General features: G+C 60.4%; 25 protein-coding genes. 10 read left to right on the plus strand and 15 right to left on the minus strand.

The genetic code is table 11. The features are described 5' to 3' along the window. The first annotated feature begins 2 nt into the window (after positions 1 to 2). From ACZ5VE_RS11755 to ACZ5VE_RS11770, 4 genes are read left to right on the plus strand one after another with little or no spacing between them, the layout of a single operon-like run. Positions 3 to 1,175, plus strand: coding sequence for an acyl-CoA dehydrogenase family protein (locus ACZ5VE_RS11755; RefSeq protein ID WP_464455344.1), 1,173 nt, complete (start codon positions 3 to 5; stop codon positions 1,173 to 1,175). Next, positions 1,172 to 1,981: an enoyl-CoA hydratase/isomerase family protein gene (locus ACZ5VE_RS11760; protein WP_464455345.1), complete on the plus strand. Its 810-nt coding sequence runs from the start codon at positions 1,172 to 1,174 to the stop codon at positions 1,979 to 1,981. The genes ACZ5VE_RS11755 and ACZ5VE_RS11760 overlap by 4 nt, the downstream gene beginning before the upstream one ends. Further along, positions 1,978 to 3,960, plus strand: coding sequence for an acetyl/propionyl/methylcrotonyl-CoA carboxylase subunit alpha (locus ACZ5VE_RS11765; RefSeq protein ID WP_464455346.1), 1,983 nt, complete (start codon positions 1,978 to 1,980; stop codon positions 3,958 to 3,960). The genes ACZ5VE_RS11760 and ACZ5VE_RS11765 overlap by 4 nt, the downstream gene beginning before the upstream one ends. After that, positions 3,957 to 5,114 (plus strand): acyl-CoA dehydrogenase family protein, encoded by a 1,158-nt coding sequence (locus tag ACZ5VE_RS11770; protein ID WP_464455347.1) that lies wholly within the window; start codon positions 3,957 to 3,959, stop codon positions 5,112 to 5,114. The genes ACZ5VE_RS11765 and ACZ5VE_RS11770 overlap by 4 nt, the downstream gene beginning before the upstream one ends. A 4-nt stretch (positions 5,115 to 5,118) precedes the next feature. Here ACZ5VE_RS11770 and ACZ5VE_RS11775 read toward each other — a convergent pair whose 3' ends face one another. Further along, positions 5,119 to 6,120, minus strand: coding sequence for a sodium-dependent bicarbonate transport family permease (locus tag ACZ5VE_RS11775; RefSeq protein WP_464455348.1), 1,002 nt, complete (start codon positions 6,118 to 6,120; stop codon positions 5,119 to 5,121). 15 nt (positions 6,121 to 6,135) lie between these two features. Continuing rightward, positions 6,136 to 6,426: a TFIIB-type zinc ribbon-containing protein gene (locus tag ACZ5VE_RS11780; protein WP_464455349.1), complete on the minus strand. Its 291-nt coding sequence runs from the start codon at positions 6,424 to 6,426 to the stop codon at positions 6,136 to 6,138. A gap of 151 nt (positions 6,427 to 6,577) precedes the next feature. Between ACZ5VE_RS11780 and ACZ5VE_RS11785 the strand changes: the two genes are divergently transcribed. Next, positions 6,578 to 7,471 carry a LysR family transcriptional regulator gene (locus tag ACZ5VE_RS11785; protein WP_464455350.1) on the plus strand — a complete coding sequence of 298 codons (894 nt, stop codon included), beginning with the start codon at positions 6,578 to 6,580 and terminating at the stop codon, positions 7,469 to 7,471. Positions 7,472 to 7,544: 73 nt separating this feature from the next. On the opposite strand, the gene ACZ5VE_RS11790 is transcribed toward ACZ5VE_RS11785, so the two are convergent. After that, a complete protein-coding gene (locus ACZ5VE_RS11790) occupies positions 7,545 to 8,492 on the minus strand; it encodes a TerC family protein (RefSeq protein ID WP_464455351.1) in 948 nt (315 codons plus the stop codon). A 228-nt stretch (positions 8,493 to 8,720) separates the two neighbouring features. Here ACZ5VE_RS11790 and ACZ5VE_RS11795 point away from each other — a divergent pair, with 228 nt between their 5' ends. After that, on the plus strand, positions 8,721 to 9,242 hold the full coding sequence (locus tag ACZ5VE_RS11795) for a DUF2062 domain-containing protein (RefSeq protein ID WP_464455352.1): 522 nt from the start codon (positions 8,721 to 8,723) through the stop codon (positions 9,240 to 9,242). Between the two features lie 78 nt (positions 9,243 to 9,320). On the opposite strand, the gene ACZ5VE_RS11800 is transcribed toward ACZ5VE_RS11795, so the two are convergent. Genes ACZ5VE_RS11800 through ACZ5VE_RS11825 form a run of 6 tightly spaced genes read right to left on the minus strand, consistent with a single transcriptional unit; the run spans position 9,321 to position 15,959 of the window. Next, positions 9,321 to 10,487: an ABC transporter substrate-binding protein gene (locus ACZ5VE_RS11800; RefSeq protein ID WP_464455353.1), complete on the minus strand. Its 1,167-nt coding sequence runs from the start codon at positions 10,485 to 10,487 to the stop codon at positions 9,321 to 9,323. A 36-nt stretch (positions 10,488 to 10,523) separates the two neighbouring features. Continuing rightward, a complete protein-coding gene (locus ACZ5VE_RS11805; RefSeq protein ID WP_464455354.1) occupies positions 10,524 to 12,380 on the minus strand; it encodes an AMP-dependent synthetase/ligase in 1,857 nt (618 codons plus the stop codon). 5 nt (positions 12,381 to 12,385) lie between these two features. Further along, the gene (locus ACZ5VE_RS11810; protein WP_464455355.1) at positions 12,386 to 13,174 is read right to left on the minus strand and encodes an ABC transporter ATP-binding protein; all 789 of its coding nucleotides are present in this window, start codon (positions 13,172 to 13,174) and stop codon (positions 12,386 to 12,388) included. After that, entirely contained in the window at positions 13,171 to 14,001 is an 831-nt protein-coding gene (locus ACZ5VE_RS11815) for an ABC transporter ATP-binding protein (protein WP_464455356.1), read from the minus strand. Before ACZ5VE_RS11815 ends, ACZ5VE_RS11810 begins: the two co-directional genes overlap by 4 nt. After that, positions 13,998 to 15,074, minus strand: coding sequence for a branched-chain amino acid ABC transporter permease (locus ACZ5VE_RS11820; protein ID WP_448504356.1), 1,077 nt, complete (start codon positions 15,072 to 15,074; stop codon positions 13,998 to 14,000). Before ACZ5VE_RS11820 ends, ACZ5VE_RS11815 begins: the two co-directional genes overlap by 4 nt. A 9-nt stretch (positions 15,075 to 15,083) precedes the next feature. Further along, on the minus strand, positions 15,084 to 15,959 hold the full coding sequence (locus ACZ5VE_RS11825; RefSeq protein WP_464455357.1) for a branched-chain amino acid ABC transporter permease: 876 nt from the start codon (positions 15,957 to 15,959) through the stop codon (positions 15,084 to 15,086). A 169-nt stretch (positions 15,960 to 16,128) separates the two neighbouring features. Here ACZ5VE_RS11825 and ACZ5VE_RS11830 point away from each other — a divergent pair, with 169 nt between their 5' ends. Both ACZ5VE_RS11830 and ACZ5VE_RS11835 read left to right on the plus strand, forming a co-directional pair. Beyond that, positions 16,129 to 17,520 (plus strand): acyclic terpene utilization AtuA family protein, encoded by a 1,392-nt coding sequence (locus tag ACZ5VE_RS11830; RefSeq protein ID WP_464455358.1) that lies wholly within the window; start codon positions 16,129 to 16,131, stop codon positions 17,518 to 17,520. Then, positions 17,517 to 17,900, plus strand: a complete 384-nt coding sequence (locus tag ACZ5VE_RS11835; RefSeq protein ID WP_464455359.1) for an AtuA-related protein — start codon at positions 17,517 to 17,519, stop codon at positions 17,898 to 17,900. The genes ACZ5VE_RS11830 and ACZ5VE_RS11835 overlap by 4 nt, the downstream gene beginning before the upstream one ends. A 30-nt stretch (positions 17,901 to 17,930) precedes the next feature. Here ACZ5VE_RS11835 and pcaF read toward each other — a convergent pair whose 3' ends face one another. Next, on the minus strand, positions 17,931 to 19,133 hold the full coding sequence (pcaF, locus tag ACZ5VE_RS11840; protein WP_464455360.1) for a 3-oxoadipyl-CoA thiolase: 1,203 nt from the start codon (positions 19,131 to 19,133) through the stop codon (positions 17,931 to 17,933). 327 nt (positions 19,134 to 19,460) lie between these two features. Here pcaF and ACZ5VE_RS11845 point away from each other — a divergent pair, with 327 nt between their 5' ends. Next, positions 19,461 to 19,895: a DUF1841 family protein gene (locus ACZ5VE_RS11845; RefSeq protein WP_464457495.1), complete on the plus strand. Its 435-nt coding sequence runs from the start codon at positions 19,461 to 19,463 to the stop codon at positions 19,893 to 19,895. A 6-nt stretch (positions 19,896 to 19,901) separates the two neighbouring features. Here the strand turns inward: ACZ5VE_RS11845 and ACZ5VE_RS11850 are convergent, their stop codons facing one another. Next, on the minus strand, positions 19,902 to 21,647 hold the full coding sequence (locus tag ACZ5VE_RS11850) for a proline--tRNA ligase (protein ID WP_464455361.1): 1,746 nt from the start codon (positions 21,645 to 21,647) through the stop codon (positions 19,902 to 19,904). Between the two features lie 99 nt (positions 21,648 to 21,746). Between ACZ5VE_RS11850 and ACZ5VE_RS11855 the strand changes: the two genes are divergently transcribed. Next, a complete protein-coding gene (locus ACZ5VE_RS11855; RefSeq protein WP_464455362.1) occupies positions 21,747 to 22,364 on the plus strand; it encodes an RNA pyrophosphohydrolase in 618 nt (205 codons plus the stop codon). Between the two features lie 36 nt (positions 22,365 to 22,400). On the opposite strand, the gene proB is transcribed toward ACZ5VE_RS11855, so the two are convergent. From proB to rplU, 4 genes are all read right to left on the minus strand, one after another. Further along, positions 22,401 to 23,537, minus strand: a complete 1,137-nt coding sequence (proB, locus tag ACZ5VE_RS11860; protein WP_464455363.1) for a glutamate 5-kinase — start codon at positions 23,535 to 23,537, stop codon at positions 22,401 to 22,403. Between the two features lie 57 nt (positions 23,538 to 23,594). Next, a complete protein-coding gene (gene cgtA / locus ACZ5VE_RS11865) occupies positions 23,595 to 24,719 on the minus strand; it encodes an Obg family GTPase CgtA (protein ID WP_464455364.1) in 1,125 nt (374 codons plus the stop codon). A 103-nt stretch (positions 24,720 to 24,822) separates the two neighbouring features. Beyond that, a complete protein-coding gene (gene rpmA, locus ACZ5VE_RS11870) occupies positions 24,823 to 25,083 on the minus strand; it encodes a 50S ribosomal protein L27 (RefSeq protein WP_019430604.1) in 261 nt (86 codons plus the stop codon). 12 nt (positions 25,084 to 25,095) lie between these two features. Continuing rightward, positions 25,096 to 25,407, minus strand: a complete 312-nt coding sequence (gene rplU / locus ACZ5VE_RS11875; RefSeq protein ID WP_019426390.1) for a 50S ribosomal protein L21 — start codon at positions 25,405 to 25,407, stop codon at positions 25,096 to 25,098. Positions 25,408 to 25,492: the final 85 nt, after the last annotated feature.

The following is a 25,492-nucleotide window of genomic DNA, read 5'->3' on the forward strand; positions in this document are numbered from 1 at the left end:
TCATGCAATACACCCACGAGCACCGCGAGATCCAGAACACGCTCAAGCGTTTCATCGAATCCGAAATCAACCCCCATGTGGACGAATGGGAAGCGGCCGAGATTTTCCCCGCGCATGAGGTCTTCAAGAAGATGGGCAACTTGGGCCTGCTGGGCCTGACAAAGCCCGAGGCCTTTGGCGGTGCGGGTCTGGACTATTCCTACAGCATGGCCATGGCCGAAGCGCTGGGGCACATTGACTGCGGCGGCATCCCCATGGCCATTGGCGTGCAGACCGACATGGCCACACCCGCGCTGGCGCGTTTTGGCAGCGACGAATTGCGTGCACAGTTTCTGGCCCCGGCCATTGCGGGCGACATGGTGGGCTGCATTGGCGTGAGTGAGCCCGGTGCGGGCAGCGATGTGGCGGGCATCAAGACGGTGGCGCGCAAGGACGGCGACGACTATGTGATCAGCGGCCAGAAGATGTGGATCACCAACAGCCTGCAAGCCGACTGGATGTGCATGCTGGTCAACACGGGAGAAGGCGCAATCCATAAAAACAAAAGCCTGGTCATGGTGCCCATGCGCGAGAACGGCAAGCTGCTGCCCGGCATCGAGGTGGGTAAAAAGATCAAGAAGATCGGCATGAACAGCAGCGACACCGGCCTGATTTATTTTGACGAAGTGCGTGTGCCGCAGCGCTACCGCATCGGGGCCGAGGGCCAGGGCTTCATCTACCAGATGCAGCAGTTCCAGGAAGAGCGCTTGTGGTGCGCAGCCAGCACGCTGCAGTCGCTGACGAACTGCATCCAATGGACGGTGGAATGGGCGCAAGACCGCAAACTGTTTGGATCGACCCTGGCTGACCAGCAGTGGGTGCAGTTCAAGCTGGCCGAACTCAAGGCCGAGGTGGAAAGCCTGCGCGCCCTGACCTACCAAGCCTGCGAGCACTATGTGGCGGGCGAAGACGTGACCGAATGGGCCACGATGGCCAAACTCAAGGCCGGACGCCTGAACCGCACCGTGCCCGACACCTGCCTGCAGTTCTGGGGCGGCATGGGCTTCACTTGGGAGAACAAGGTCTCGCGCATGTACCGCGATGGGCGCCTGGCTTCGATTGGCGGCGGCGCAGACGAAGTCATGCTGGGCATCCTGGCCAAGATGATGGGCATTGCCAAGCGGCCCCAAAAATGAACACTGCGACGCTTTTGATCGAGCGCCAGGGCGCAGTCGAGACCTGGACGCTGAACGACCCGGCCACGCGCAACGCCCTGAGCGATGCCATCGTGGACGGCTTGCTGAGCGCCTGTGCGCGTGCAGCGCAAGACCCTGCGCTGCGCACCGTGGTGCTGACCGGCGCAGGGGGTGCCTTTTGTGCGGGCGGCAGTTTGGGCGGCTTTGCCAGCCTGATCGGTCAGCCATTGCAGGACGGGCAAACCGACCCGCTGCTGGCCATGAACCGAAGTTTTGGTGACCTGCTGCACGCCCTGTACGCCCTGCCCCAGCTGCTGGTGTGCCGGGTCGATGGCGCGGCCATGGGCGGCGGCTTTGGCCTGGTGTGCTGCGCCGACCATGTGGTGGCCACAAAACGCTCGGTGCTGGGCACGCCCGAAGTCACGCTGGGCCTGCCGCCTGCACAGATCGCGCCTTTTGTGTGGCAACGCCTGGGCGAGAGCGCCACCCGCCAATGCCTGCTGCAAGGCCTGAGTTACACCGCTGCGCAAGCACTGGAAGTGGGCTTGGTCAACGAAGTGATCGAACAAGACGCCGACGAAGTCTGGCAACCCATTTTGCAGCGCCTCTTGCGTGCCGCGCCCGGCGCAGTGGCCAGCACCAAACAACTGCTGCGCAGCTTGCGCGGCCCTGTGCCCGATTTGCGCGATGCCGCAGCGAAGGCCTTTGCGCACAGCTTGCGCAGCACCGAAGCCGCCCAAGGGCTGGCAGCGTTTACACGCAAACAAGCTGCGCCTTGGGTCCAAGCCACCGGAAACCTGCCATGAACCGAACAGTGACCCGCCTGCTGATCGCCAACCGAAGCGAGATCGCCCGCCGCGTGATCCGCACCGCCCGCCAGATGGGCATCCAGACAGTGGCCGTTTATTCAGACGCCGACCGCGACGCCCTGCATGTGCAAGAAGCCGACACGGCCTTCGCCTTGGGCGGTACGCTGTCGGCCGATTCGTATTTGCGCATCGACAAACTGCTGGCAGCAGCACAGGCCACCGGGGCCGATGCGGTGCACCCGGGCTATGGATTCCTCAGCGAGAACGCCGAGTTCGCGCAAGCCGTGATCGACGCGGGCCTGGCCTGGGTCGGGCCACCGCCTGAGGCCATCCGCGCCCTGGGCAGCAAATCGGCCGCCAAGGCACTGGCTCTGCAGCATGGCGTGCCTTGCCTGCCGGGCTACTTGGGCGCAGACCAAAGCGATGCCACGTTCACAGCGCAAGCTGAGCAGTTGGGCTTGCCGCTCATGGTGAAAGCCGTGGCCGGGGGCGGCGGGCGCGGCATGCGCCTGGTCACCGACATGGCGCAACTGCTGCCCGCACTGCACAGCGCACGCTCCGAAGCGCTGGCCGGTTTTGGCAACGGCGACTTGCTGATGGAGCGCGCTTTGCTGCGGCCCCGCCACATCGAGGTGCAAATCATGGCCGACACGCACGGCCACTGCATCCACCTGGGTGAGCGCGATTGTTCGGTGCAACGCCGCCACCAAAAGATCATCGAAGAATCGCCCAGCCCGGCCGTGACGCCTGCACTGCGCGAGCAACTCGGCCAAGCGGCCATTGCGCTCGCGCAATCGGCGGGCTATGTGGGCGCAGGCACGGTGGAGTTTTTGCTGGATGAAGCGCAAATTGACAAGCCGTTTTACCTGATGGAGATGAACACCCGGCTGCAGGTGGAACACCCGGTGACAGAGATGCTCACGGGTCTGGATCTGGTCGAGTGGCAACTGCGCATCGCACGCGGCGAGCCCTTGCCGCTGATGCAAGCCGATGTGCACCTGCAAGGCCACGCCATCGAAGTGCGGCTGTGCGCCGAAGACGAACACTTCACCCCGCAGACCGGCACGGTGCAGGCCTTTGCCGCGCCCGACGGTTTGCGCTTTGACCATGCACTGCACGCAGGCGCGGTGGTCACACCGCACTACGATGCGATGCTGGGCAAACTGATCGCCCACGCGCCCACGCGCAGCGAGGCCATCGACCGGCTGCATACCGGCTTGCGCCAGACGGCCGTGCTGGGCCTGCCCACCAACCGCGTCTTTCTGGCCGCTTGCTTGCAGCACCCGATGTTCCGTGCCGGTGAAGCCTTGATCCCCTTCCTGGCCGAAGAGGCCGATGCGGTGCGGCAAAGCCTGCAAGCCACGAGTGATGGACGAACCGTGGCCTCGCTGGCTGTGCTCTACGCCAGCCAAGCGCCCGCCGCCGCGATGCCCAGCCCGTTCACACGGCCGGTGCGCATGGGTTTGGGCCTGGAACTTGGCACTGGCATCTTGTCTCTGAGCCTGCAAGAACTGGGGCAGGGCCAAGTGCGCCTTCAAACCGGTGATGCCACACACCTGGCCCAGGTGGAGCGCAATGGCGAGTTGCTGCACATCGGCTTGAATGGCCAGCGCTGGCAAGCCCGCGCCGTGGCCTGCCGAGGCACGGGCACCGCCACGCGGTGGCATGTGCAGCTGCAAGGCCCCGAGAGCTTTGAGCTGTGGCTGCGCGACGAAAGCCACAGCGCCCCCAGCACAGGTAGCAGCGCGCAAGCCGCGCAGTCTTTGCGTGCGCCGTTCAACGGCAAGCTGATTGCGCTGCATGTGCAAGAAGGGCAATCGGTCCAACAGGGCGATGCCGTGCTGGTGATCGAGTCGATGAAGCTTGAACACATCTTGTGTGCCCCACGCGATGCACTGGTGCACAGCCTCTCGGCCGCCGTGGGCCAACAAGTGGGCCCCGGCCAGGTGCTGGTGCAATGGAAAGACGCCCCATGAATACCGCTGATTTCTCCACCGAAGACCTGCAAAGCCTGCAGACCACGGTGGAACGCTTTGCCCGCCAAGCCATCGCCCCGCATGTGCCCGTCTGGGAAGAAGCAGGTCAATTTGACCGATCGCTTTATACCGAAGCCGCACAGCTGGGATTGCTGGGCTTGGGCTACCCCGAGCACTTGGGCGGCACGCCCGCACCCTGGCGTGCGCGCAACGCGATGTCGCAAACTCTGGCGCGTTACGGCGGCAGCGGTGGCGTGATGGCCAGCTTGTTTTCGCTCAACATCGGCCTGCCGCCGGTCATGGCGCATGGCAGCGCCGAGTTGCAAGCCGAAGTGGTGCCCCCTGTTTTGCGTGGCGAGCGCATCGCGGCGCTGGCCATCACCGAACCCGGTGGCGGATCGGATGTGGCCGGCCTGCGCACCACCGCGCGCGCCGATGGCGCGGACTATGTGATCGATGGCGAAAAGGTCTTCATCACCTCAGGCCTGCGCGCCGACTGGATCACGCTGGCCGTGCGCACCGACCCGGCCAGCAAGGGCGCCAGCGGCATCTCCATGGTCGTGGCGCCCGGCGACACACCCGGCATCTCGCGCACACGCCTGCACAAAATGGGCTGGCACAGCTCGGACACCGCACAGCTGCGCTTTGACGGCGTGCGCGTGCCCCAACATTACCGGCTGGGCGACGAAGGCACGGGCTTCAAGATGATCATGGGCAACTTCAACGGCGAGCGCTTGGCCATGTCGGCCATGGCACTGGGCTTTGCGCAGGCCTGCTTTGATGAAGCCTTGTCATGGAGCCGCCAGCGCCAGACCTTTGGTGCCGCCCTGATTGAGCGGCAAGCGATTCGCCACAAGCTGATGGACATGCAAATGCGCATCTCGTCCACCCAGGCCTGGGTGGATGCGGTAACCCAGCAGGCCGACGCGGGCCAGACGGGCCCTGCCTGGGTGGCCGAGGTGTGCCTGCTCAAAAACCACGCCACCCAGACCATGCAGTTTTGCGCCGATGCAGCGGTGCAGATGCTGGGCGGCATGGGATACATGCGCGGCACCGTGAGCGAGCGGATCTACCGCGAAGTCAAGGTGATGATGATCGGCGGCGGGGCCGAAGAGATCATGAAAGAGCTGGCAGCCAAACAGTTGGGCATTTGAACCTTCACGCCAACACATGTTGTGCGACGGCCAGATACAAGGGAATGCCCAGCAAAATATTGAACGGAAAAGTCAGCCCCAAGGACATGCCAAAGTAAAGCGTGGGGCTGGCCTCCGGAATTGCGTGGCGGATGACGGCGGGCACAGCGATGTAAGACGCACTGGCCGAGAGCACCATCAACAAGGCCCCGTTGCCCACCGATATGCTCAGCATCCAAGCCAACAACAAGGCCAAGCCGGCATGGACCAAGGGGCCCAGCACGGCATACACCACCAACCAAAGCGATTGCCCTTTGAGCTGCCCCATGTTGCGCGCTGCCAGCAAGCCCATGTCCAACAAAAAGAAGGCCAGCATGCCCTTGAACAGGTCCACCGAAAACGGCTTCATCGCGGCCTGACCCGCTTCGCCTGTCATCCAACCGATCAGCATGGCTCCGAGCAAAAGCAGTTGTGCGCCATCGGTCAGCGCTTCATGCAAGATCTTGCCCAATGGCGGGTTACTGCCCAACGGCGCCATCTCGGCACAACCAAGCAAGACCACATCAGCGCTGGTTGGCATGCGGCGCCGCACCTGGTTGGCCATGACGACCGCAAACACAATCGCGGGCGACTCCATGAGGGCCATGGCCGCCGCCATGTGGCCGCCAAATGCCACGCCATGGTTGTTCAAGTACTGCGAGGCCGTGATGAAGGTGACAGCGCTGACCGATCCGTAAGTGGCCGCGATGGCCGCCGCATCAAAGCCGGACAAGAAACGGCGCAGGACAGAGTAGCCGATCAAGGGGACGAAAAAAGCCATGGCCAAGGCTGCACCCAAGCTGACGAGTACATCGGGTGTCAGGCCCGACTGCGCCAAAGCAAACCCGCCCTTGAGGCCCAAGGCCATGAGCAGATACCAAGACAAGAAACGGGAAATGGGTTGGGGAATTTCCAGATTCGACTTCAAAGTTCCGGCCAAGATGCCAAACACAAAGAACAAGATGGCGGGATCGGTGAAATTGCTCATTTCAATACCCAAGCATCAGTCAAATATTTCGTGCAGCCACGATTTTTTGCGTTTGTAGGTGCCTTGGTCTTCGTAGCTGTAGCGTCCATCCCCATCAACTTGCCGATGGGGCGGCATGCCTGCACTTTGGGCCACATGATGTGTCGGCGCAACTTGTGCAGGTGCAGACGCCACAGCGCGCTCAAGCAATTTATCGAGTTCGCCACGATCTAGCCAAATGCCCCGGCAAGCGGGGCAATAGTCGATCTCGACCCCCTGGCGTTCGGCCATGACCAGTGGGGTGTGCGTGCAGGTGGGGCATTTCATGTGGACTCCTTTGAATTTGAACAAGCGACGCATCCAGCTTTTGATCATTTTTCGACAGTGGTTTGCTGGCGAAATCCTGAAGGAATTTACCCATCTGAATAACCATAAGAAAGCAGATAATTGTGGAAACACACTCCTTAAAAACCTCAGCATGCGAACCACCTTCAACTACAAGCATTTGTATTATTTTTGGGTCGTTGCCAAGGAAGGCGGCATCACCCGGGCTGCCGACAAACTCGACATGGCTGTGCAAACCGTCAGCGCCCAAGTGCGTGAGCTGGAGCGCTCTTTGGGTTATGCCCTGCTCAAACCCGCAGGACGCGGCTTGGTGTTGACCGATGCGGGGCTGGCGGCCATGCAGCAAGCCGATCAGATTTTCCAGTTGGGTGAAGACCTGCCATCGAAGGTCCGCGACGCCGTCAGCTCGCCCACCGTGCGTTTGGCAGCAGGCATCTCTGACGGTTTGCCCAAGCTGGTGGTTCGCCGCCTGATGCAACCTGTGATGGACGAACCGAATTTGCGTTTGCTCTGCCACGAGGGGGAGTTTGACGAGCTGTTGGGTGACTTGGCCCTGCACCGCCTGGACGTGGTCTTGTCTGACCGTCCCGCACCGAGCAACGCCAACATCAAGCTCTACAATCATGCGCTGGGCTCGTCCGCCGTGTCTTGGTATGGCAGCGCGGCACTGGTCAAGTCGGCCAAAAAAAAGTTTCCAGCCAGTCTGGCCGAGGTGCCGGTGCTGCTGCCCACTGGCCACGCCGCTGTACGCACCCGACTGGACCATTGGTTCGAACACCATGCCATCACCCCCCGCATCGTGGGCGAATTTGAAGACAGCGCCTTGCTCAAGACCTTCGGCGAAAGCGGCATGGGCGTGTTCCCGGCTGCCGAATGGGTGCACGACGAATTGCTGGCGCACTACGATGTGCAGCGCCTGGGTCCCTGCGAAGGCGTGAAAGAAAACTTCTTTGCCATTGGCACCGAAAAGAAAGTGCAACACCCGCTGGTGCAACGGTTGCTGAAAGCCAGCGACGCGGCCACTTGAGTCGCCGCAGCTTCAGACGTGAAAAGCCCCCAGGGGCTTGAACCCCAGGGACTTTTTTCACAGACCCGGCGCGTCAGGCTTTGGCCGAGCGCACACTCAACAACATGGTTGTGGCCAGGATGCCCACCACCACCCCCAGCGAAATGCCAACCGGAATCTTGAACACATCGATCAGGCACATCTTGGTGCCGATGAACACCAGGATCACGGCCAGACCGTAGTTGAGCAGGTGGAACTTGTTGGCCACCGCCGCCAGCAGGAAGTACATGGCGCGCAAACCCAGGATGGCGAACACATTGCTCGTCAGCACGATGAACGGATCGCTCGTGATGGCAAAGATGGCCGGAATCGAGTCCACCGCAAAGATCACATCGGTCAGGGCGATCAGGCAGATCACCATGAACAGCGGGGTGGCGATTTTCTTGCCGTTCTCCACCGTCCAAAAATTTTCACCGTCGTAGTTCTTGCTCACAGGCAAGACCTTGCGCAGCAGCTTCAAGGCCGGGTTGTCGTCCAGGTCTGGCTCCTTGCCTGCGGCCCACCACATCTTCACGCCCGTGAGGATCAGGAAGGCACCGAACACATACAGCACCCAATGGAACTCTGCGAGCAACCACCCCCCCACCAAAATCATGAGCGTGCGCAGCACGATGGCACCGATGATGCCGATCATGAGCACGCGCTTCTGGAAATTCGTGGGCACCGCAAAGTAAGTGAAGATCATCAGGAAGACGAAGATGTTGTCCACCGCCAATGATTTCTCGATCAGGTAACCGGTCAGAAACTCCAGCGACTTGGTGTTCGCCAGTTCCACAGATCCGGTGGTGTCCTTGATGGCCCACCAGAACAGCCCGTTGAACAGGAAGCTCAATGCGACCCAGATCAGGGACCAGTTGAGCGCTTCCTTGACGCCAATGTCGTGCGCGCCCTGCTTTTTGAGCACGACAAAGTCCACGAACAGCGACACCAGCACAATGGCCACAAACGTGGCCCAGAGCCACAGGGGGGCAATGGTTTCCATGAAACACCTCTTTTGTGATTGAAGACACGCTACAGGCCAAAACGATCTGTCCAGTGCCGTGCAGTGGTCTCGCAGCAGCAGACAGAACAATGGGCTCTGAGGTCTTTATTTTTACTGAATAAAACCACTTATTGATCTTAAAAAACAAGAATGTCACACTGAATTTTCTTGCTGTTTTCTGAGGCCTTTGATGGGCAACATGCCTGTATCGACCCCCATGGACGCGTCATGCCTGTTTTCAATTCCTGCCGAACTTTCCTGAAAAAAACATTGCCCACCCGCGAATCCCTGGCGCAAAACGCTTGGCTGCGCCCAGTCGCGCACCACCTGCTCAATCCCCAACTGTGGCGACTGCAACACGAGTCGGTGGCACGGGGCGTGGCCATTGGCACCTTTTGGGCCTTTGTGATCCCCTTGGGTCAAACCTTGATGGCTGCTGCTCACTGCACCTGGTGGCGCGGCAACATTCCGGCTGCGGCCGTCATGACCATGCTGACCAACCCGCTGACTTTCGGTTTCTGGTTATGGCTGGCATACCCTCTGGGCAGCTTTTTTTTAGGGGCTCCCGCAACCCCTCAAGCCTTGTCTGCTGCGGGTTGGGCAGGCAGCTTGCAGGAAATAGGTGGCCCTGTTCTGCTGGGCATGGGCATTTTTGGCGTGGGCGGTGCCGTCTTGTCTTATCTCTTGGTCAAACTGACTTGGCGATTTCGGGTGGCTTTCAAACGTCATCGGTCTAATGCACGCGCATGAGGCCGCTGATGGGCAAAAAAAACCGCCAGGTCCTTTCGGTCGCTGGCGGTGGCGTCAGGCGGCGTCAAACGCCACGAATCACTTGGTTTTGGGGTAATCCGCCACCACTTTCCAGCGGCCGTCCTGGATCTGCGACATGCGCGAGATGTTGCTGCCCAAGCGCTTGGTGGGGCTGAAGGTCATTTCAGGGCTGCCAAACATGTCGGAGGGCAGCTTCATGGTGTCCATCGCCTTGATGAAGCTCTCGGTGTTCAGGTTGGCACCGGCCTTTTCCACCGCACGCAGGTAAGTGTCGAGGGCGTTGTAGCCATAGACCGAGAACACAGTCGGGTCTTCGTTGAACTTGGTCTTGTACTTGTTGGCCCAGAAACGGATGTTTTGCGCCGACTCGTCCAGATAGGGATGCTGCACCGTCATGGTGGCGTACAAACCGTTCATGGCCGGGCCACCCAATTTGTGAATCAAGTCGGTGTAAGCGGCGCTAGACCCGATGAAGGTGGGGTTGAAACCCAAGCGTCGTGCGGTGGCAATGCCGCCAATGGTTTCGCGGATGATGGTGCCCATGACCACAAAGTCGCACTTGGCGGAAGAAAGTTTTTGCATCTGTGATGCAAAGTCGGTCGCGCCACGCTTGTAGGTGGTGACTTCGGTGAACTGAAGACCTGCGTCCTTCAGACCCGCTTCGGCGCCACGGAACACTTCAAGGCCAAATTCATCGTCCTGGTACATGGCGCAAATCTGTTTGGCCCCTTTTTCCTTGACCAAGGTCGGCACGGCCTGGCGCATCTGGTCAAAGTAAGTGGCAGCAAACGAATACTTGAGCTTGTGGAAAGGCTCGTACATCTCACGCGCTGCGGTCACCGGGAAGAAGTTGACCACGTTCTTCTGGAACTGCACCGGCATGGCGGCCATGTTCTGGGCCGTACCGATGTGGGCGATCATGCCGAAAATCTTGTCCTGGTTGACCAGCTTTTGCGCAGCCAGCACCGCACGGCGGGGGTCATAGCCCGAATCCTCCACCAGCAGCTTGATCTTGCGGCCATTGACACCGCCTTGCTCGTTGGCTTCATCAGCGCGCAACATCAGACCCAGGCGAACCTGCTTGCCAAAGCCCGCCAAGGGGCCTGACAGATCCTGGATCGAGCCCAGAACGATTTCGTCCTTGCTCACGCCTTGTGTTTGGGCCATGCCAGAACCAGCAGCGAGGGCCAGTGCGGCGGCGATCAGACCGAGTTTGAATTTCATGGGGTTTGTCTCCTGTTGTAGTGAAAGGTGAATCGGTCAGCGGTACATCGCCTCAATCTGCGGCGCGTACTTTTGTTGAACCAGTTTGCGTTTGAGCTTCATGGTGGGCGTCAGCTCTTCGTCTTCGGCCGTCAGCTTGGTGTCGAGCAGCCAAAATTTCTTGATCTGCTCGACCCGGGCGAATTTCTTGTTGACCCGATCCACTTCGGACTGGATCAGCGTCTGCACTTCGGTGGCATGGGTCAGGCTGGCGTAGTTGGAAAACGGCACATCGTTGTCCTGTGCGTATTTCTCCACGTTTTCCTGATCGATCATGATGATCACTGTGAGGTAAGCCCGTTTGTCGCCAATGACCACCGCATCGGTGATGTAAGGCGAGAATTTCAGTTCGTTTTCCAGCTCGCTTGGGGTGATGTTTTTGCCCCCAGCCGTGATGATGATGTCTTTCATGCGGTCGGTGATGCGGAAAAACCCTTCCTCGTCCATCACGCCCACATCGCCCGTGTGCAACCAACCATCGGCATCGATGGCTTCGGCTGTTTTCTCGGGCAGGTTCAAGTAACCCATGAACACGTTGGTGCCGCGCACCAAAATCTCACTGGTCACCGGGTCCAGGCGCACTTCGTTGAAATCGGCCGCAGGACCGATTGAGCCGGGTTTGATGCGGCCCGCAGGCACCCCAGTGGCGGCGCCGCAGGTCTCGGTCATGCCCCAGACTTCGAGCATGGGCAGGCCCAGCGCCAGATACCAGCGCACCAGATCGGGCGAAATGGGCGCAGCCCCGGTCACCAAAAAGCGGGCCTTGTGGATGCCGATCATCTTGCGCACATTGTTGAGCGCCAGCCAACGGGCCACATGAAAACGCAGCTTCAGGTGCGCGGGCACGGCTTGGCCTTGCAACACCAATTCGGCCACCTGCTGGCCTACGCCGATGGCCCAGGCATACACGGCCTGTTGAAAGCCCCCGGCCTCTTTCAGCGCGATCATCACGCCGGAATAAAACTTCTCCCACACACGCGGCACCCCGGTGAACACGGTGGGCGCGATTTCGCGGACGTTCTCGGGCACGGTCTCGGGGTTCTCGACAAAGTTCAGTTTGGCCCCGGTGTAAAGCGAGAAATACTCACCGCCCATGCGCTCGGCAATGTGGCACAGCGGCAAAAAGCACATGCACTCGTCGGTCTCATCACGCGCAATCAGCGTGTTGTAGCCGCGCACGCTGTAGACCAAGCCACGGTGGCTGTGCATGCCGCCCTTGGGTTTGCCGGTGGTGCCCGAGGTGTAGACCAAAATAGCCAGGTCTTCAGGTCGGCAAGCGGCTGTGCGCTGCGTCAGCAGGACGGGGTGCGATGCCAGGTGCTCGCGGCCCAAGGCACGCAAGTCGTCCAAGCTGATCACCTGCGGGTCTTTGAACTCGCGCAGACCGTCCATGTCGAACACGACGATCTTCTTCAAAAGCGGCAGCTTGTCGCGCACCGCCAGCGCTTTGTCCAGCTGCTCGTCGTCTTCGACAAACAGGACCGAAGTGCCCGAGTCTTCGCTCAGGTAGTGCACCTGATCGGCCGCATCGGTGGGGTAGATGCCGTTGGCCACACCGCCCGCGCTCAGCACCGCCAGGTCACACAAGACCCATTCAATGTTGGTGTTCGACAGGATGGAGGCGGTGTCGCGGGCCTCAAAGCCCAGTGCCATCAGGCCGTGACCAATCTCGCGCACGGCCTGGGCAGTTTCGTTCCAGGTCCAGCTGCGCCAGATGCCCAGTTCTTTTTGGCGCATCCACACGTTGGGGCCGCGTGCGGCCACCGCGTTCCAGAAAATCGCGGGGATGGTTTCGCCCGCCATGACGATGTTTTTGTTGGGCTGGATGCCCGATGCGTCCCAGAGGTTGCTCATCTGTCTTATCTCCAGGTTTTCTTCTTTTTCCAGCGGCGGTCGGCGCGCACGCCCTCTTCCTTCATGCCCAGATAGAACTCCTTGATGTCGTCCTTTTCGCGCAGGCGGGCGCAAGTGTCTTCCATCACAATGCGGCCGTTTTCGAGCACATAGCCATAGTCCGAGGCATTGAGCGCCATGTTGGCGTTTTGCTCGACCAGCAAGATGGTGGTGCCGCGTTCGCGGTTGATGCGCACGACGATTTCAAAAATCTCTTTGGTCAGCTTCGGGGAAAGGCCGAGGCTGGGTTCGTCCAGCAAGATCAGATCGGGGTTGGCCATGAGGGCCCGGCTGATCGCCAGCATTTGCTGCTGCCCGCCCGAGAGCAAACCCGCGTCTTGCGCGGCACGCTCGCGCAGGATCGGGAAATAGTTGAAGACGGCCTCCATGTCGCGGGCCACGCCATCGCGGTCGTTGCGGGTGAAGGCCCCCATGAGCAGGTTGTCACGGATCGACAGCAGCGGAAAAACCTCGCGGCCTTCGGGCACATGCATCAGGCCGCGCTGCACGATCAGAGCCGGGTCCATGGCGGTGATGTTCTGGCCCTTGAATTCGACCGAGCCCTTGCGCGGGTCGATGATGCCGCTGATGGTTTTCAAGATGGTGGTCTTGCCCGCGCCGTTGGAGCCCAGCACAGTGGCAATCTCGCCTTTCTTGACCTGCAAACTCACGCCCCGGATGGCCTTGATCGGGCCATAGGCGCTTTCGACGTTGAGCAGTTTGAGGACGATGTCTTCGTTCACAGCGGCGTTCATGCGGCCTCCGCTTGGTGGTTTTCGCGGCGCAGGCTGGACACATCGTCCACCGAGCCCAGATAGGCTTCGATGACACCCGCATCGCTTTGCACCTGGGCGGGCGTGCCCGTGGCCAGCTCCTGGCCCTGGCTCATGGCCAGCACGCGGTCCGAGACTTTGGACACCAAACCCATGTCGTGTTCGACCATCAGCACCGAAATGCCCAGCTCGTGCTGGATGTCAGAAATCCAAAACGCCATGTCTTCGGTCTCTTCCACATTCAGGCCCGAAGAGGGCTCGTCGAGCAGCAAGAGCTTGGGCTCGGTGCACAGGGCACGGGCCAGCTCCACGACTTTGCGCACGCCGTAGGGCAAACCTGCGACCATCGAGTCGCGGTGGTGCTGCAAGTCCAGGAAATCGATGACCTCTTCGACCTTTTCACGCGCTTCGATTTCGGCGGCGCGGGTTTTGGCGCTGAAAAACATCTCGCTCCACAAACCGGTTTTGCGGTGCGTGTGGCGGCCGATCAAGAGGTTTTGCAGCACGGTGGCGTGCTCGAACAGCTCGATGTTCTGAAAAGTGCGGGCAATGCCCAAACCGGCGATGTTGTGCGGCGGCTGGTCGGTCAGGCGCAGCGTGCCTTGAGGCCCGGCGTAGTCGATCACGCCGGTGGTGGGCGTGTAGATGCGGCTGATCAGGTTGAACACGGTGGTCTTGCCTGCGCCGTTGGGGCCGATCAGGGTGAACACTTCGCCGCGCTTGACGTCAAAGCTGACGTTGTTCACGGCCAGCACGCCGCCAAAGCGGACGCTCAGATTCTGGGCAGATAAAAGGATGTCGTCGTTCATTTGAGGCGGTCCGACTTCTGGAAGGATTTCTGGCGCTTGAACATGCCACGGCGGTAGAAGGGGAACAACTGGAACCAGGTCCGCACCTTGAGCCAGCGGCCGTACAAACCCAGCGGTTCAAACAACACAAAGGCGATCAGCACCATGCCGTACACCGTGCCCTGCAAACCGGTAGCACCCCCGATGGCGGCAGGCAAGAAGTCTTTGCCCATGGCAATCAATTGCGGCATGACGATCAAAAAGATTGCGCCCAGGAAGGCCCCATGCACCGAGCCCAAACCACCGATCACCACCATCAGCAGCAGGTCGATCGACTGGATGATGTTGAACTGGTCGGGCGAGAGGAACTGGATCTTGTGCGCATACAAGGCACCGCCAATGCCCGCCAGCGCGGCCGACAAGGCAAACGACAAGGTCTTGTAACGGGCCAGATGGATGCCCATGCTTTGCGCCGAGATTTCGGAATCGCGGATGGCCACAAAAGCCCGCCCGGTGGACGAGCGCAGCAAATTGAGGATGGCCAGGGTCGCGCCCACCGCCACCACCAGGCACAGGAAATAAAACGACTCGGTGCTGTCCAGCGTCCAGCCCAGCATGGCGGGTGGGTTGACGCTCAGGCCCGCGTTGCCGCCGGTCATGTGCTCCCAACGGGCAATACCTTCTTCCACAATGAAGCCAAACGACAAGGTGGCCATGCCGAGGTAAATGCCTTTGACACGCAGCGCAGGCAAACCCACCACCACGCCCGCGATGGCTGAGAACAAACCTGCACAAATCAGCGCCAACGGAAACGGCACACCGGCATTGACCATGACGGCTTCGGTGTAAGCCCCCACGCCCAAAAAGGCCGCGTGCCCCATGGAGAACAAGCCGGTGAAGCCCGCCAGCAGCATCAGGCCCAGGCCCACCACCGCGTAGATCAGCACAAAGGTCAATTGCGCCAGCCAGTATTCGGCCAGCACCCAGGGTGCGGCCACCAGAAACAGCGCCAGCAGGCTGTACCAGAAGACATGGCCGCCGTGCTTGGCCAGCGTGATGTCCTGGTTGTATTGGGTTTTGAAAATGAATCGCATGCGAAGGCCTCAGACTTTCTTGCGCAGTTTTTCGCCGAACAAGCCATTGGGCTTGAGCACCAGCATGAGCAAGACCACGATGTAAGGCGCGATGTCTTTCACACCTTCAGGCAAATAGAAACCGGCCATGGACTCCACGATGCCGATCACCAGACCGCCCACGATGGCGCCCGGCAAACTGCCAAAGCCCCCAACCACCGCCGCCGGAAAAGCCTTCAGGCCAATGAAGCCCATGTTGGCGTGCACAAAGGTGATGGGCGCCAACAGCAAACCCGCCACCGCCGCCACCCCAGCCGCCAGACCCCAGACCAGGCCGTTGAGGCTTTGCACCGGGATGCCCATGTAATAGGCGGCCAGCTGGTTTTGTGAAGAAGCCTGCATGGCGATGCCCAGCTTGCTGTACTTGAACATCGCAAACAGGCCCAGGCACAACACCGTGGTGAAGGCGATCACCACCAGCTGCTCGGCCGCCACGACCAACGTGCCCATCTGCAAGACCTGACCGGCATAGGGCACAGGCATGGTGTGGGTGTCGGTACCCACATCGGGGATCATGGTGATCAGGCCGCGCAGCACATAGCCCACACCGATGGTCAGCATGACGATGGAGAAAGCGGGTTGCCCCAGGATCGGGCGGATGACCAAACGTTCGAGCAAGACGCCAAACACGCCCATGGCGATGATGGCGGCGGGCACCGACAGCCAGAACGGCATGCCCAGCCACGTCATGGCGGCCAAGCCCGCAAAGGCACCGACCATCATCAGGTCGCCCTGGGCAAAGCTCACCGTTTCGGTGGCCTTGTAAATCAGCACAAAACCCAAGGCGATGAGTCCGTAAATACAGCCTTGAGCCACACCGCTGATCAGCAGTTGCAGCAATTGCACGCTTGTCTCCTTTTTTGTACTTCTGTCGTCCTGCGCCAGCCCTGAGGCAAGCTGTGGTTCATGCCCCAGCCATTTGCGAACGGTCGTGCGATTGTGTCTGTCTTTCACGAGACTGACCCTAGGGGTTGTCCCCCATCCACAGTCACATGAGAGGCAGCAAGATGGGCGCATGACGCAATCCATACGCATTGGTTCCGGCTTGGGGTTTTATGGCGACAACTGGGAACCCGTGGTCGCCAGCATCGAGCGTGGCAACGTGCAATTCATCGCCAGCGACCACTTGGCCGAACTCACGCTGGCCATCTTGCAAAAAGACCGGCAGCGCGACCCCAGCCTGGGTTACGCCCGCGATGTGGTGCCCATGCTCCTGCGTCTGTGGCCTTTGATGCAGCCGCGGGGTGTGCGCTTTGTCTGCAACGCAGGGGGGCTGAACCCGATGGGGGCAGCTCAGGCTGTGCGCACCGCCCTGGCAAGCCAAGGCTGGCATCCGCTCATTGCCGTGGTGTCGGGTGACGACGTGCTGGACAAACTGCGAGATGAGCAGGCCCACTTTGACCACATGATGAACGGTGCCCAAGTGAACAGCGTGCGCGAACGCCTGGTGTTTGGCAACGCTTACTTGGGCGCACAACCGATCGTGGACGCATTGGACCAAGGTGCCGACATCGTGATCACGGGGCGTGTGGCCGATGCAGCGCTTTTTTTGGGGCCGCTGGTGCATGGTCTGGGCTGGAAGCTCGGCAATGCACAAACGACTGAAGACTTCAACCGCCTGGCCCAAGGCCTCACGGTGGGGCATTTGCTGGAGTGTTCGGGTCAGGGCAGCGGCGGCAATTTTGGCGATCAAAGCCATTGGCAAAGCATCCCAGACTTGGCGCACATGGGCTACCCGATTGCCGAGGTCTTTGTAGATGGCACAGCCATCATCACCAAAGCACCGGACACAGGCGGCTTGGTCAACTTTGACACCGTGCGCCAGCAACTGCTGTACGAAGTGCACAACCCACATGCATATTTTTCACCCGATGTCGTACTCGACATGGGCCAGATTGAATTGACCGATGAAGGCGACAACCGCGTGCGTTTGACGGGCGCACAAGGCAGCGCCCCCCCCCAACAGCTCAAGGTGGTGGCGGGCTTCAAAGAAGGCTTCAAAGCCGATGTCACTTGGGGATTTTCGTGGCCTGACGCTTGGGACAAAGTGCAAGCGGCCGAAGCGATCATCCGCATGCAGTTGCAAGAGCGGAAGATCCCCTGTGATGAGTTGTTTGTGGAATACCCTGGCCTCAACTCTGCACACGGTGCCTTGGCCCCCTTGCCACCCGCAGCCCAACTGAACGAACGCAACGAGATTTGGGTGCGCATGGTTTTGCGCACGCCCAGCAAAGTCGCTGCCGATGGCTTTGGCAGGCTCTTTCCCTGGATGGCGCTGAGTGGTCCCGCCTACACCTGCGGCTTTCAGGGCATGAACAACAGCAGCGAATTGCTGGGCATTTGGCCCACGCTCATCGACCGCCATTTGGTGAAAGCACACGTTGACATGCTGGAGACGCAAGCATGAACACCCCATTGCGCATTCCTCTCGTGCAACTGGCCCACGCCCGCAGCGGCGACAAGGCCGATTGGGTCGACTTTGGCCTGTTCGCCTGGAACGAAGCGGGCTATCGGCTGATCGAGCGCGAAGTCACCGCGGCCAAAGTGCAAGCCCACTTTGCGCCCTGGCTACCTGGTCAGGTCGATGCCTGGCCATTGCCCAACATCCTGGCCATGAAGTTTGTTTTGCATGGCGCATTGCAAGGCGGCGGCGCGCGCAACCTGCGCTTGGACAACTTGGGAAAAGCCATGGGCGCTGCCCTGCTTCGCATGGAAATCGACGTCAGCGCCGAAGAACTCGTGCAGGCACAAAAAAGCCCCCGAAGGGGCTGGTGGCCGCAGGCCTGATCACCCCGGACTTGATCCGGGGGCCGTGCATCAAACCCGCTCGATGATCAGCGCAATGCCTTGGCCCACGCCGATGCACATGGTGCACAGCGCATAACGACCTGCCGTTTGCTGCAGGCGGTTGATGGCCGTGGTGGCCAGACGGGCACCGGATGCACCCAGCGGGTGACCCAAGGCAATCGCACCACCCCAGGCGTTCACGCGCGCATCGTCGTCTTTCAGGCCCAGCATGCGCAACACGGCCAGGCCTTGTGCGGCAAAGGCTTCATTGAGTTCGATCACATCCATGTGGTCAATGGTCAAGCCGGTTTGCGCCAGCACCTTGAGCGTGGCGGGCGCAGGGCCAATGCCCATGACACGCGGCGCCACACCGGCTGTGGCCATGCCCACGATGCGGGCTTTGGGGGTGAGACCATTTTTGGCGGCGGTGGCTTCGTCGGCCAAGAGCAAAGCGCAAGCGCCGTCGTTCACACCCGAGGCATTGCCTGCGGTCACGGTGCCGTCCGGGCGCACCACGCCTTTGAGTTTGGCCAGCGCTTCGAGGCTGGTTTCACGCGGGTGTTCGTCGGTGTCGACAACGATGGCGTCGCCTTTTTTCTGGGGAATGCTCACACCCACGATTTCACGGGCCAAGTGGCCCGCCTTGATGGCCGCCACTGCGCGCAGCTGGCTGTTGTAAGCCATCAGGTCTTGCGCTTCGCGCTCGATCTTGTAGTCGGTGGCCACGTTCTCGGCGGTCTCGGGCATCGAGTCCACGCCGTATTGGGCTTTCATCAATTTGTTCACAAAGCGCCAGCCAATGGTGGTGTCATAGACTGAGTTGTTGCGGCTGAAGGCACTTTCGGCTTTGGGCATGACAAACGGGGCGCGACTCATGCTCTCGACACCGCCTGCGATCATCAGACCGGCTTCACCGGCCTTGATGGCGCGTGCTGCAGTGCCAATGGCGTCCAAACCCGAGCCACACAGGCGGTTGATGGTGGCGCCGGGCACGTCAATCGGCAGACCGGCCAGCAAGCTGCTCATGTGGGCCACATTGCGGTTGTCTTCACCGGCCTGGTTGGCGCAGCCGTACAGCACGTCGGTCACGGCGGCCCAGTCCACATTCGGGTTGCGCGCCATCAGGGCACGCAGGGGAACAGCACCCAGGTCGTCGGTGCGCACGCTGCTCAAAGCGCCACCGTAACGGCCAAAGGGGGTGCGGATGGCGTCGCAAATGTAGGCTTGGTTCATGTTTTGAGTCTCCGGAATTAGGTTGCATGCATTTTATTGCATGTTTCAATGTTTGGCTGAATTGATTCTAGGTCTTAACCCGTCTGAACAGAGGCTGGCGCTGCCCGCGCTCAGAGGCGCTTCGCTTTGCCACATCGCTCGAACAGCGCCGCTCGCGCCCATGGCTCGGTGCGTGGCATTGCAATGGCCATCGCCCACACAGTTGGGATGGGGTCAGGGGCCGGGGTGATGTGGCAAAGCGAAGCGCCTCTGAACCCCGGCCCCTGACCCCATCCCAACTCCACCAATGGGCTTCAAGTGCCGACATGACGGACAATTGGACCCATGCTGATTCAACCTTCACAAGCCGATGTGCGGCGCTTTTTTTGTGGCGTCTATGCCAAGGCCAAGACCGCTGCTCCGCTCGAACCCATGGAAATGCTCGTCAGCCAGTGGATTGACGAACACCCCGAATACCATGCCGAACTGGCGGATGTTGATGCGGCGCTGGCCAACATGCACCAAGTAGACCCCAGCCGGGAAAACGCGTTTTTGCACCTGTCGATGCACCTGTCCATCAGCGAGCAATGCAGCATTGACCAACCACGTGGGATTCGTCAGTCGGTCGAATTGCTCACACACCGACTCAACTCACTGCACGACGCCCACCACAGAGCCATGGAATGCCTGGGCCGGATGGTCCACGAAAGCCAGCACTCAGGGCGCATGCCTGACGGCGAAGCCTATATCGCGTGCGTCCAGCGCCACGCAACCAAAGACTGATTCGGATCAAGCCGCCATGCGGCTCTTGATGTGCGCCAGGATGTCTGAAACAGCCACTTTGGATGCTTCTGCATCACGGCGGTGCTGGTATTCGACCAGGCCGTCTTTGAGGCCCTTGTCGCCAATGGTGATGCGGTGCGGCACACCGATCAACTCCCAGTCGGCAAACATGGCGCCGGGGCGCTCGCCCCGGTCGTCCAGGATCACGTCCACGCCATCGGCCAGCAAGGCGGCGTAGATGCGCTCGGCCTCGGCTTTGACCGCTTCGCTGCGGTCCATGCCGATGGGGCAAACAACTGCAGTGAACGGGGCAATCGCATCGGGCCAGATGATGCCGCGCTCGTCGTGGTTTTGCTCGATGGCAGCAGCAGGCAGGCGCGTGACGCCGATGCCGTAGCAGCCCATTTCCAGGAATTGCGGCTTGCCGGTTTCGTCCAGGAACGTGGCGTTCATGGCCTTGGAGTATTTGGTGCCCAGGTAGAACACATGGCCCACTTCGATGCCGCGTTCAATGGCGAGTTCGCCCTGGCCGTCGGGCGATTTGTCGCCAGCCACCACGTTGCGGATGTCTGCCACCAAAGCAGGCTCAGGCAGGTCGCGGCCCCAATTGACGCCAGTGATGTGGAAGTCTTCTTCGTTGGCGCCACAGATCCAGTCGGCCATCACGGCCACTTCGCGGTCGGCCACGATGTGCACGGGTTTCTTCAGGTTCAGCGGGCCCAGGTAACCGGGTTTGCAGCCGAAGTGCTCTTCGATTTCGGCCAAAGTGGCAAAACGGAAACCGCCTTCCATGCCGGGCAGTTTGTTGGCCTTAACTTCGTTCATGTCGTGATCGCCGCGCAGCAGCAACAGCCAAACTTGCGATTTCACGATCTCGCCCTGCTCATTGAGCGTGTCGGTGGCCAGCACCAGCGACTTGACGGTGGTGGACAGGGGCACGTTCAGCAAGGCGGCGACGTCTTCGCAGGTGCTTTTGCCCGGGGTGGCGGTCTTCGTCAGGGCTTGAGAGGCCGAGCCGCGTGGCTGAGCAGGGGCCAGCGCCTCGGCTTTTTCCATGTTGGCGGCATAGCTGCTGGTGGGGCAGTAAACGATGGCGTCTTCGCCGGTGGCGGCGATCACCTGGAACTCTTCAGACAGGTCGCCGCCAATGGCGCCGCTGTCAGCCGCCACAGCGCGGTAAGTCAGGCCAAAGCGGTCAAAGATCTTGCGGTAGGCAGCGGCCATCACCTGGTAGCTGGCCTTGGCGCTGACCATGTCGCGGTCAAAGCTGTAGGCATCCTTCATGATGAACTCACGGCCGCGCATCAGACCAAAACGGGGGCGGCGTTCGTCGCGGAATTTGGTCTGGATCTGATAGAAGTTTTTGGGCAGCTGCTTGTAGCTGCGCACTTCCTGGCGCACCACATCGGTCACGACTTCTTCGCTGGTGGGCTGGATCACGAAGTCGCGGCCATGGCGGTCCTTGATACGCAACAACTCTGGGCCCATCTTGTCAAAGCGGCCGGTCTCTTGCCACAGCTCGGCAGGTTGCACCACGGGCATGGTCATCTCGATGGCACCGGCGCGGTTCATCTCTTCGCGCACGATGGCTTCGACCTTGCGGATCACGCGCAGGCCCATGGGCATGTAGTTGTAAATGCCCGCGCCCAGCTTCTTGATCATGCCCGCACGGGTCATCAGTTTGTGGCTGACCACTTCAGCATCGGCTGGCGCTTCTTTGAGGGTGGAAATGAGGAATTGGGAGGCTTTCATCGCGGCAGACTCAATGACAGGGGCATCAGGGGAAACATCCAATAGCGAGCGCTGGTACGGCGTGCATAATGGACACAATTTAAAAATTTGAGGTTGATTATGCTTGACCGTGAAGGCTTTAGGCCGAACGTCGGCATCATTCTGCTCAACCAGAGAAACCAGGTTTTCTGGGGCAAGCGCATACGCACCCACAGCTGGCAGTTTCCGCAGGGTGGCATTGACCGGGGCGAAAGCCCTGAGCAGGCCATGTTCCGAGAACTGCACGAAGAGGTGGGGCTCCATCCGGAGCATGTGCGCATCGTGGCCCGAACCCGTGACTGGTTGCGCTATGAGGTGCCAGACCGCTTCATCCGTCGGGATGCACGCGGCTTTTACAAGGGCCAGAAACAAATCTGGTTCCTGCTGCAGATGGTCACGCACGACCACCACCTGAACCTGCGCGCCACCGACCACCCCGAGTTTGACGCTTGGCGTTGGAACGACTATTGGGTCCCGCTGGATGTGGTGGTGGAGTTCAAACGTGGCGTTTATGAAATGGCGCTGACCGAGCTGGCGCGTTTCCTGCCTCGCAATGACCGGCAAAACCGTTATTTACGTGGAGGCAACCGTGGTCCACGCGAAGGCATGGACCCGGAAAACGGCACGATGGAGATGCAGGCACCGCCGCACATGGAGTTGCCTCCGGGCGCCAGCTTCGATCCGAATCCGCAAGGATGAACCACAAAAAGCCCGCAAATGCGGGCTTTTTTGACTTCAGCGACTGAGGATCAAATTGTCGCGATGCACCATCTCGGGCTCGGCGGTGTAACCCAGTAAGGCCTCGTATTCGTGCGAGGGTTTGCGGCACAGCAAACGGGCTTCAGCACTGGCGTAGTTGGCTAGGCCCCGGGCAATTTCTGCACCTTGCTCGTCCCGGATGGCAATGACGTCACCGCGCGAGAAATCTCCTGCAACGCCGCTCATGCCAATGGGCAGAAGGCTCTTGCCTTCGGTCAGCACCTTATGGGCAGCCCCGGCGTCCACCGTCACCGAGCCACGCAACTGCAGGTGGTCGGCCATCCACTGTTTGCGGGCTTGTTGTTTGGCGGTTTGCGCCACCAGCAAGGTACCCATGTTGTCGCCTTGACTCAAGCGCAGCAACGCGTCGGGTTCGCGCCCCCAGGCGATCACGGTCGATGCGCCAGAGCCCGCCGCACGCTTGGCCGCCAGGATTTTGGTGATCATGCCGCCCTTGCCGATGCTCGAGCCCGCACCACCCGCCATGGTTTCCAGCGCAGGGTCACCCGCACGGGCCTCATGCACAAACGTGGCCGAAGGATCTTTGCGGGGGTCGGCGGTGTACAAGCCCTTCTGGTCGGTCAGAATGACCAGCAGATCGGCTTCGATCAGATTGGCGACCAAAGCACCCAAGGTGTCGTTGTCGCCGAACTTGATTTCGTCGTTGACGACCGTGTCGTTTTCGTTGATGACCGGCAGCACGCGGTGCTGGAGCAAAGTGAGCAGGGTGGAGCGGGCATTGAGGTAGCGCTCACGGTCTGCCAGATCAGCGTGCGTGAGCAAGACCTGGGCGCTGCCCATGCCGTTTTCGCGCAGCTTGGTTTCGTACATTTGCGCCAGGCCCATCTGGCCGACGGCAGCGGCGGCTTGCAAGGCGGGCACTTCGCTCGGGCGGGTGGTCCAGCCCAGGCGCTTCATGCCTTCGGCAATCGCGCCACTGGACACCATCACCACCTCTTTGCCTTGCGCGCTGAGCAGCGCCATCTGGCGGCACCATTCACCAATCGCACCCTCGTCCAGACCGCGCCCCTCATTGGTGACCAAGCTCGAGCCCACTTTGACAACGATGCGGCGGGCGTCACGCAACAGGGTGGATACGGCAGGAGAGGTCATGCTCGGGGTGTGCTTGGCGTTGATACAGCGGGCGGCAGGTCAGACCTGGGGGTCGCCTTACTCGGAATCCGTGGGCAGAGCCTTGAACCGTGGATCGTCGGCATCGGGCTCTTGCGGCTTGTCCTGCTCCGTGAAACGGGGGTCAATGTCCACAACACCTTGCTCGATGATCTGCTGGGCACGGATGTGCTTATAGATCTCTTTGATCAAGGGCTCGCAGCCTTCGCGGGTCAGGGCCGAAATCTGGAAGACCGGGCCTTTGTAGCGCATGCGCTTGATGAAGTCCTTGACACGGGCTTCGCGCTCTTCGGCAGGCACCATGTCCAGCTTGTTGAGCACCAGCCAGCGGGGTTTGTTGTACAGGCCCGGGTCGTACTTTTTGAGCTCGGCCACGATGGCCTTGGCTTGCTGCACCGGATCGACGTTTTCGTCAAACGGCGCAAAGTCGACCACATGCAACAGCAAACGGGTGCGCTGCAGATGACGCAAGAACAAATGGCCCAGGCCTGCGCCTTCGGAGGCACCTTCGATCAAACCGGGCACATCGGCCACCACAAAACTTTGCTCTGGACCCACACGGACCACGCCCAGATTGGGGTGCAAGGTGGTGAAGGGGTAATCGGCGATCTTGGGGCGCGCGTTGGACACCGCCGCAATGAAAGTGGATTTTCCTGCGTTGGGCATGCCCAGCAGACCGACATCGGCCAGCACTTTCAATTCGAGCTTGAGCTCTTTCTTTTCACCAAGCCAGCCCGGCGTTTTTTGGCGCGGGGCACGGTTGATGGCGCTTTTGAAGCGCATGTTGCCAAAACCACCGTCACCGCCCTTGGCGATCATGATGGTTTCCCCCGGCACCAGCAATTCGTACAGCACTTCGCCCGTTTCGGCGTCGGTGATGATGGTGCCCACGGGCATTTTGAGGGTCACGTCGTCACCGGCGGCACCGAACATGTCCGAGCCCATGCCATGCTGGCCGCGCTTGGCTTCGTGGCGGCGCGAATAACGATAGTCGACCAGGGTATTCAGGTTGATGTCGGCAAAGGCAAACACATGCCCGCCACGACCACCATCGCCCCCGTTGGGGCCACCGAATTCCTTGTACTTCTCATGGCGGAACGAGACGCAGCCGTTCCCGCCGTCACCTGCGGAGATGTCAATATAGGCTTCGTCAACGAACTTCATGAGATTTCCAGTGTAGCTTGGGGCTCGCCGTCAAAATACCAGCGGGCCAAAATGCGAAAAGCCCCGGCTTGCGGGGCTCCTCTTCGCAATGGGCGAGACAGGCTTAAACAGCCGGTGTCACGTTGACCATGTGCTTGCTGAGCTCACCTTTGGTGGAAAACGACACGTGGCCATCAACCAGGGCAAACAAAGTGTGGTCTTTGCCGATACCGACATTGTTGCCGGCATGGAACTTGGTACCACGTTGACGAACGATGATCGAGCCAGCGCTGATCAGTTCACCACCGAAAGCCTTGACACCCAGCATCTTTGGCTTGGAATCACGACCGTTGCGCGTAGAGCCGCCGCCTTTTTTCTGTGCCATGACCTATTCTCCTCAGGCAGAGATCGCGCCGATTTGCAGTTCGGTGAACTGCTGGCGGTGACCCTGACGTTTCTGATAGTGCTTACGACGGCGCATCTTGAAGATGTGCACTTTGTCGTGCTTGCCATGCGCCAACACTGTGGCTTTGACTGTGGCGCCGGACACCAGGGGCGTGCCGATCTTGAGTTCAGCGCCGGTACCGACGGCCAAAACTTGATCAATCACGATTTCCTGGCCAACGTCCGCAGCAATCTGTTCTACTTTAATTTTTTCGCCAGCGACAACACGATACTGTTTGCCACCGGTTTTTATGACCGCGTACATAAATGACCTCTTTGAATGGAAGTTTCCAAGGGCTAATCCCCAAGGAACCGAAGATTCTAGCACGGTCAAGCCCATCAGGCAAATC

The sequence above is a fragment of the Limnohabitans sp. INBF003 genome (genome assembly GCF_055396645.1).

Excerpts from the sequence above, each read along its gene's own strand:
- ACZ5VE_RS11755 (WP_464455344.1), top strand. The coding sequence starts at position 3 with ATGCAATACACCCACGAGCACCGCGAGATCCAGAACACGCTCAAGCGT.
- ACZ5VE_RS11760 (WP_464455345.1), top strand. The coding sequence starts at position 1,172 with ATGAACACTGCGACGCTTTTGATCGAGCGCCAGGGCGCAGTCGAGACC.
- ACZ5VE_RS11765 (WP_464455346.1), top strand. The coding sequence starts at position 1,978 with ATGAACCGAACAGTGACCCGCCTGCTGATCGCCAACCGAAGCGAGATC.
- ACZ5VE_RS11770 (WP_464455347.1), top strand. The coding sequence starts at position 3,957 with ATGAATACCGCTGATTTCTCCACCGAAGACCTGCAAAGCCTGCAGACC.
- ACZ5VE_RS11775 (WP_464455348.1), bottom strand. The coding sequence starts at position 6,120 with ATGAGCAATTTCACCGATCCCGCCATCTTGTTCTTTGTGTTTGGCATC.
- ACZ5VE_RS11780 (WP_464455349.1), bottom strand. The coding sequence starts at position 6,426 with ATGAAATGCCCCACCTGCACGCACACCCCACTGGTCATGGCCGAACGC.
- ACZ5VE_RS11785 (WP_464455350.1), top strand. The coding sequence starts at position 6,578 with ATGCGAACCACCTTCAACTACAAGCATTTGTATTATTTTTGGGTCGTT.
- ACZ5VE_RS11790 (WP_464455351.1), bottom strand. The coding sequence starts at position 8,492 with ATGGAAACCATTGCCCCCCTGTGGCTCTGGGCCACGTTTGTGGCCATT.
- ACZ5VE_RS11795 (WP_464455352.1), top strand. The coding sequence starts at position 8,721 with ATGCCTGTTTTCAATTCCTGCCGAACTTTCCTGAAAAAAACATTGCCC.
- ACZ5VE_RS11800 (WP_464455353.1), bottom strand. The coding sequence starts at position 10,487 with ATGAAATTCAAACTCGGTCTGATCGCCGCCGCACTGGCCCTCGCTGCT.
- ACZ5VE_RS11805 (WP_464455354.1), bottom strand. The coding sequence starts at position 12,380 with ATGAGCAACCTCTGGGACGCATCGGGCATCCAGCCCAACAAAAACATC.
- ACZ5VE_RS11810 (WP_464455355.1), bottom strand. The coding sequence starts at position 13,174 with ATGAACGCCGCTGTGAACGAAGACATCGTCCTCAAACTGCTCAACGTC.
- ACZ5VE_RS11815 (WP_464455356.1), bottom strand. The coding sequence starts at position 14,001 with ATGAACGACGACATCCTTTTATCTGCCCAGAATCTGAGCGTCCGCTTT.
- ACZ5VE_RS11820 (WP_448504356.1), bottom strand. The coding sequence starts at position 15,074 with ATGCGATTCATTTTCAAAACCCAATACAACCAGGACATCACGCTGGCC.
- ACZ5VE_RS11830 (WP_464455358.1), top strand. The coding sequence starts at position 16,129 with ATGACGCAATCCATACGCATTGGTTCCGGCTTGGGGTTTTATGGCGAC.
- ACZ5VE_RS11835 (WP_464455359.1), top strand. The coding sequence starts at position 17,517 with ATGAACACCCCATTGCGCATTCCTCTCGTGCAACTGGCCCACGCCCGC.
- pcaF (WP_464455360.1), bottom strand. The coding sequence starts at position 19,133 with ATGAACCAAGCCTACATTTGCGACGCCATCCGCACCCCCTTTGGCCGT.
- ACZ5VE_RS11850 (WP_464455361.1), bottom strand. The coding sequence starts at position 21,647 with ATGAAAGCCTCCCAATTCCTCATTTCCACCCTCAAAGAAGCGCCAGCC.
- ACZ5VE_RS11855 (WP_464455362.1), top strand. The coding sequence starts at position 21,747 with ATGCTTGACCGTGAAGGCTTTAGGCCGAACGTCGGCATCATTCTGCTC.
- proB (WP_464455363.1), bottom strand. The coding sequence starts at position 23,537 with ATGACCTCTCCTGCCGTATCCACCCTGTTGCGTGACGCCCGCCGCATC.
- cgtA (WP_464455364.1), bottom strand. The coding sequence starts at position 24,719 with ATGAAGTTCGTTGACGAAGCCTATATTGACATCTCCGCAGGTGACGGC.
- rpmA (WP_019430604.1), bottom strand. The coding sequence starts at position 25,083 with ATGGCACAGAAAAAAGGCGGCGGCTCTACGCGCAACGGTCGTGATTCC.
- rplU (WP_019426390.1), bottom strand. The coding sequence starts at position 25,407 with ATGTACGCGGTCATAAAAACCGGTGGCAAACAGTATCGTGTTGTCGCT.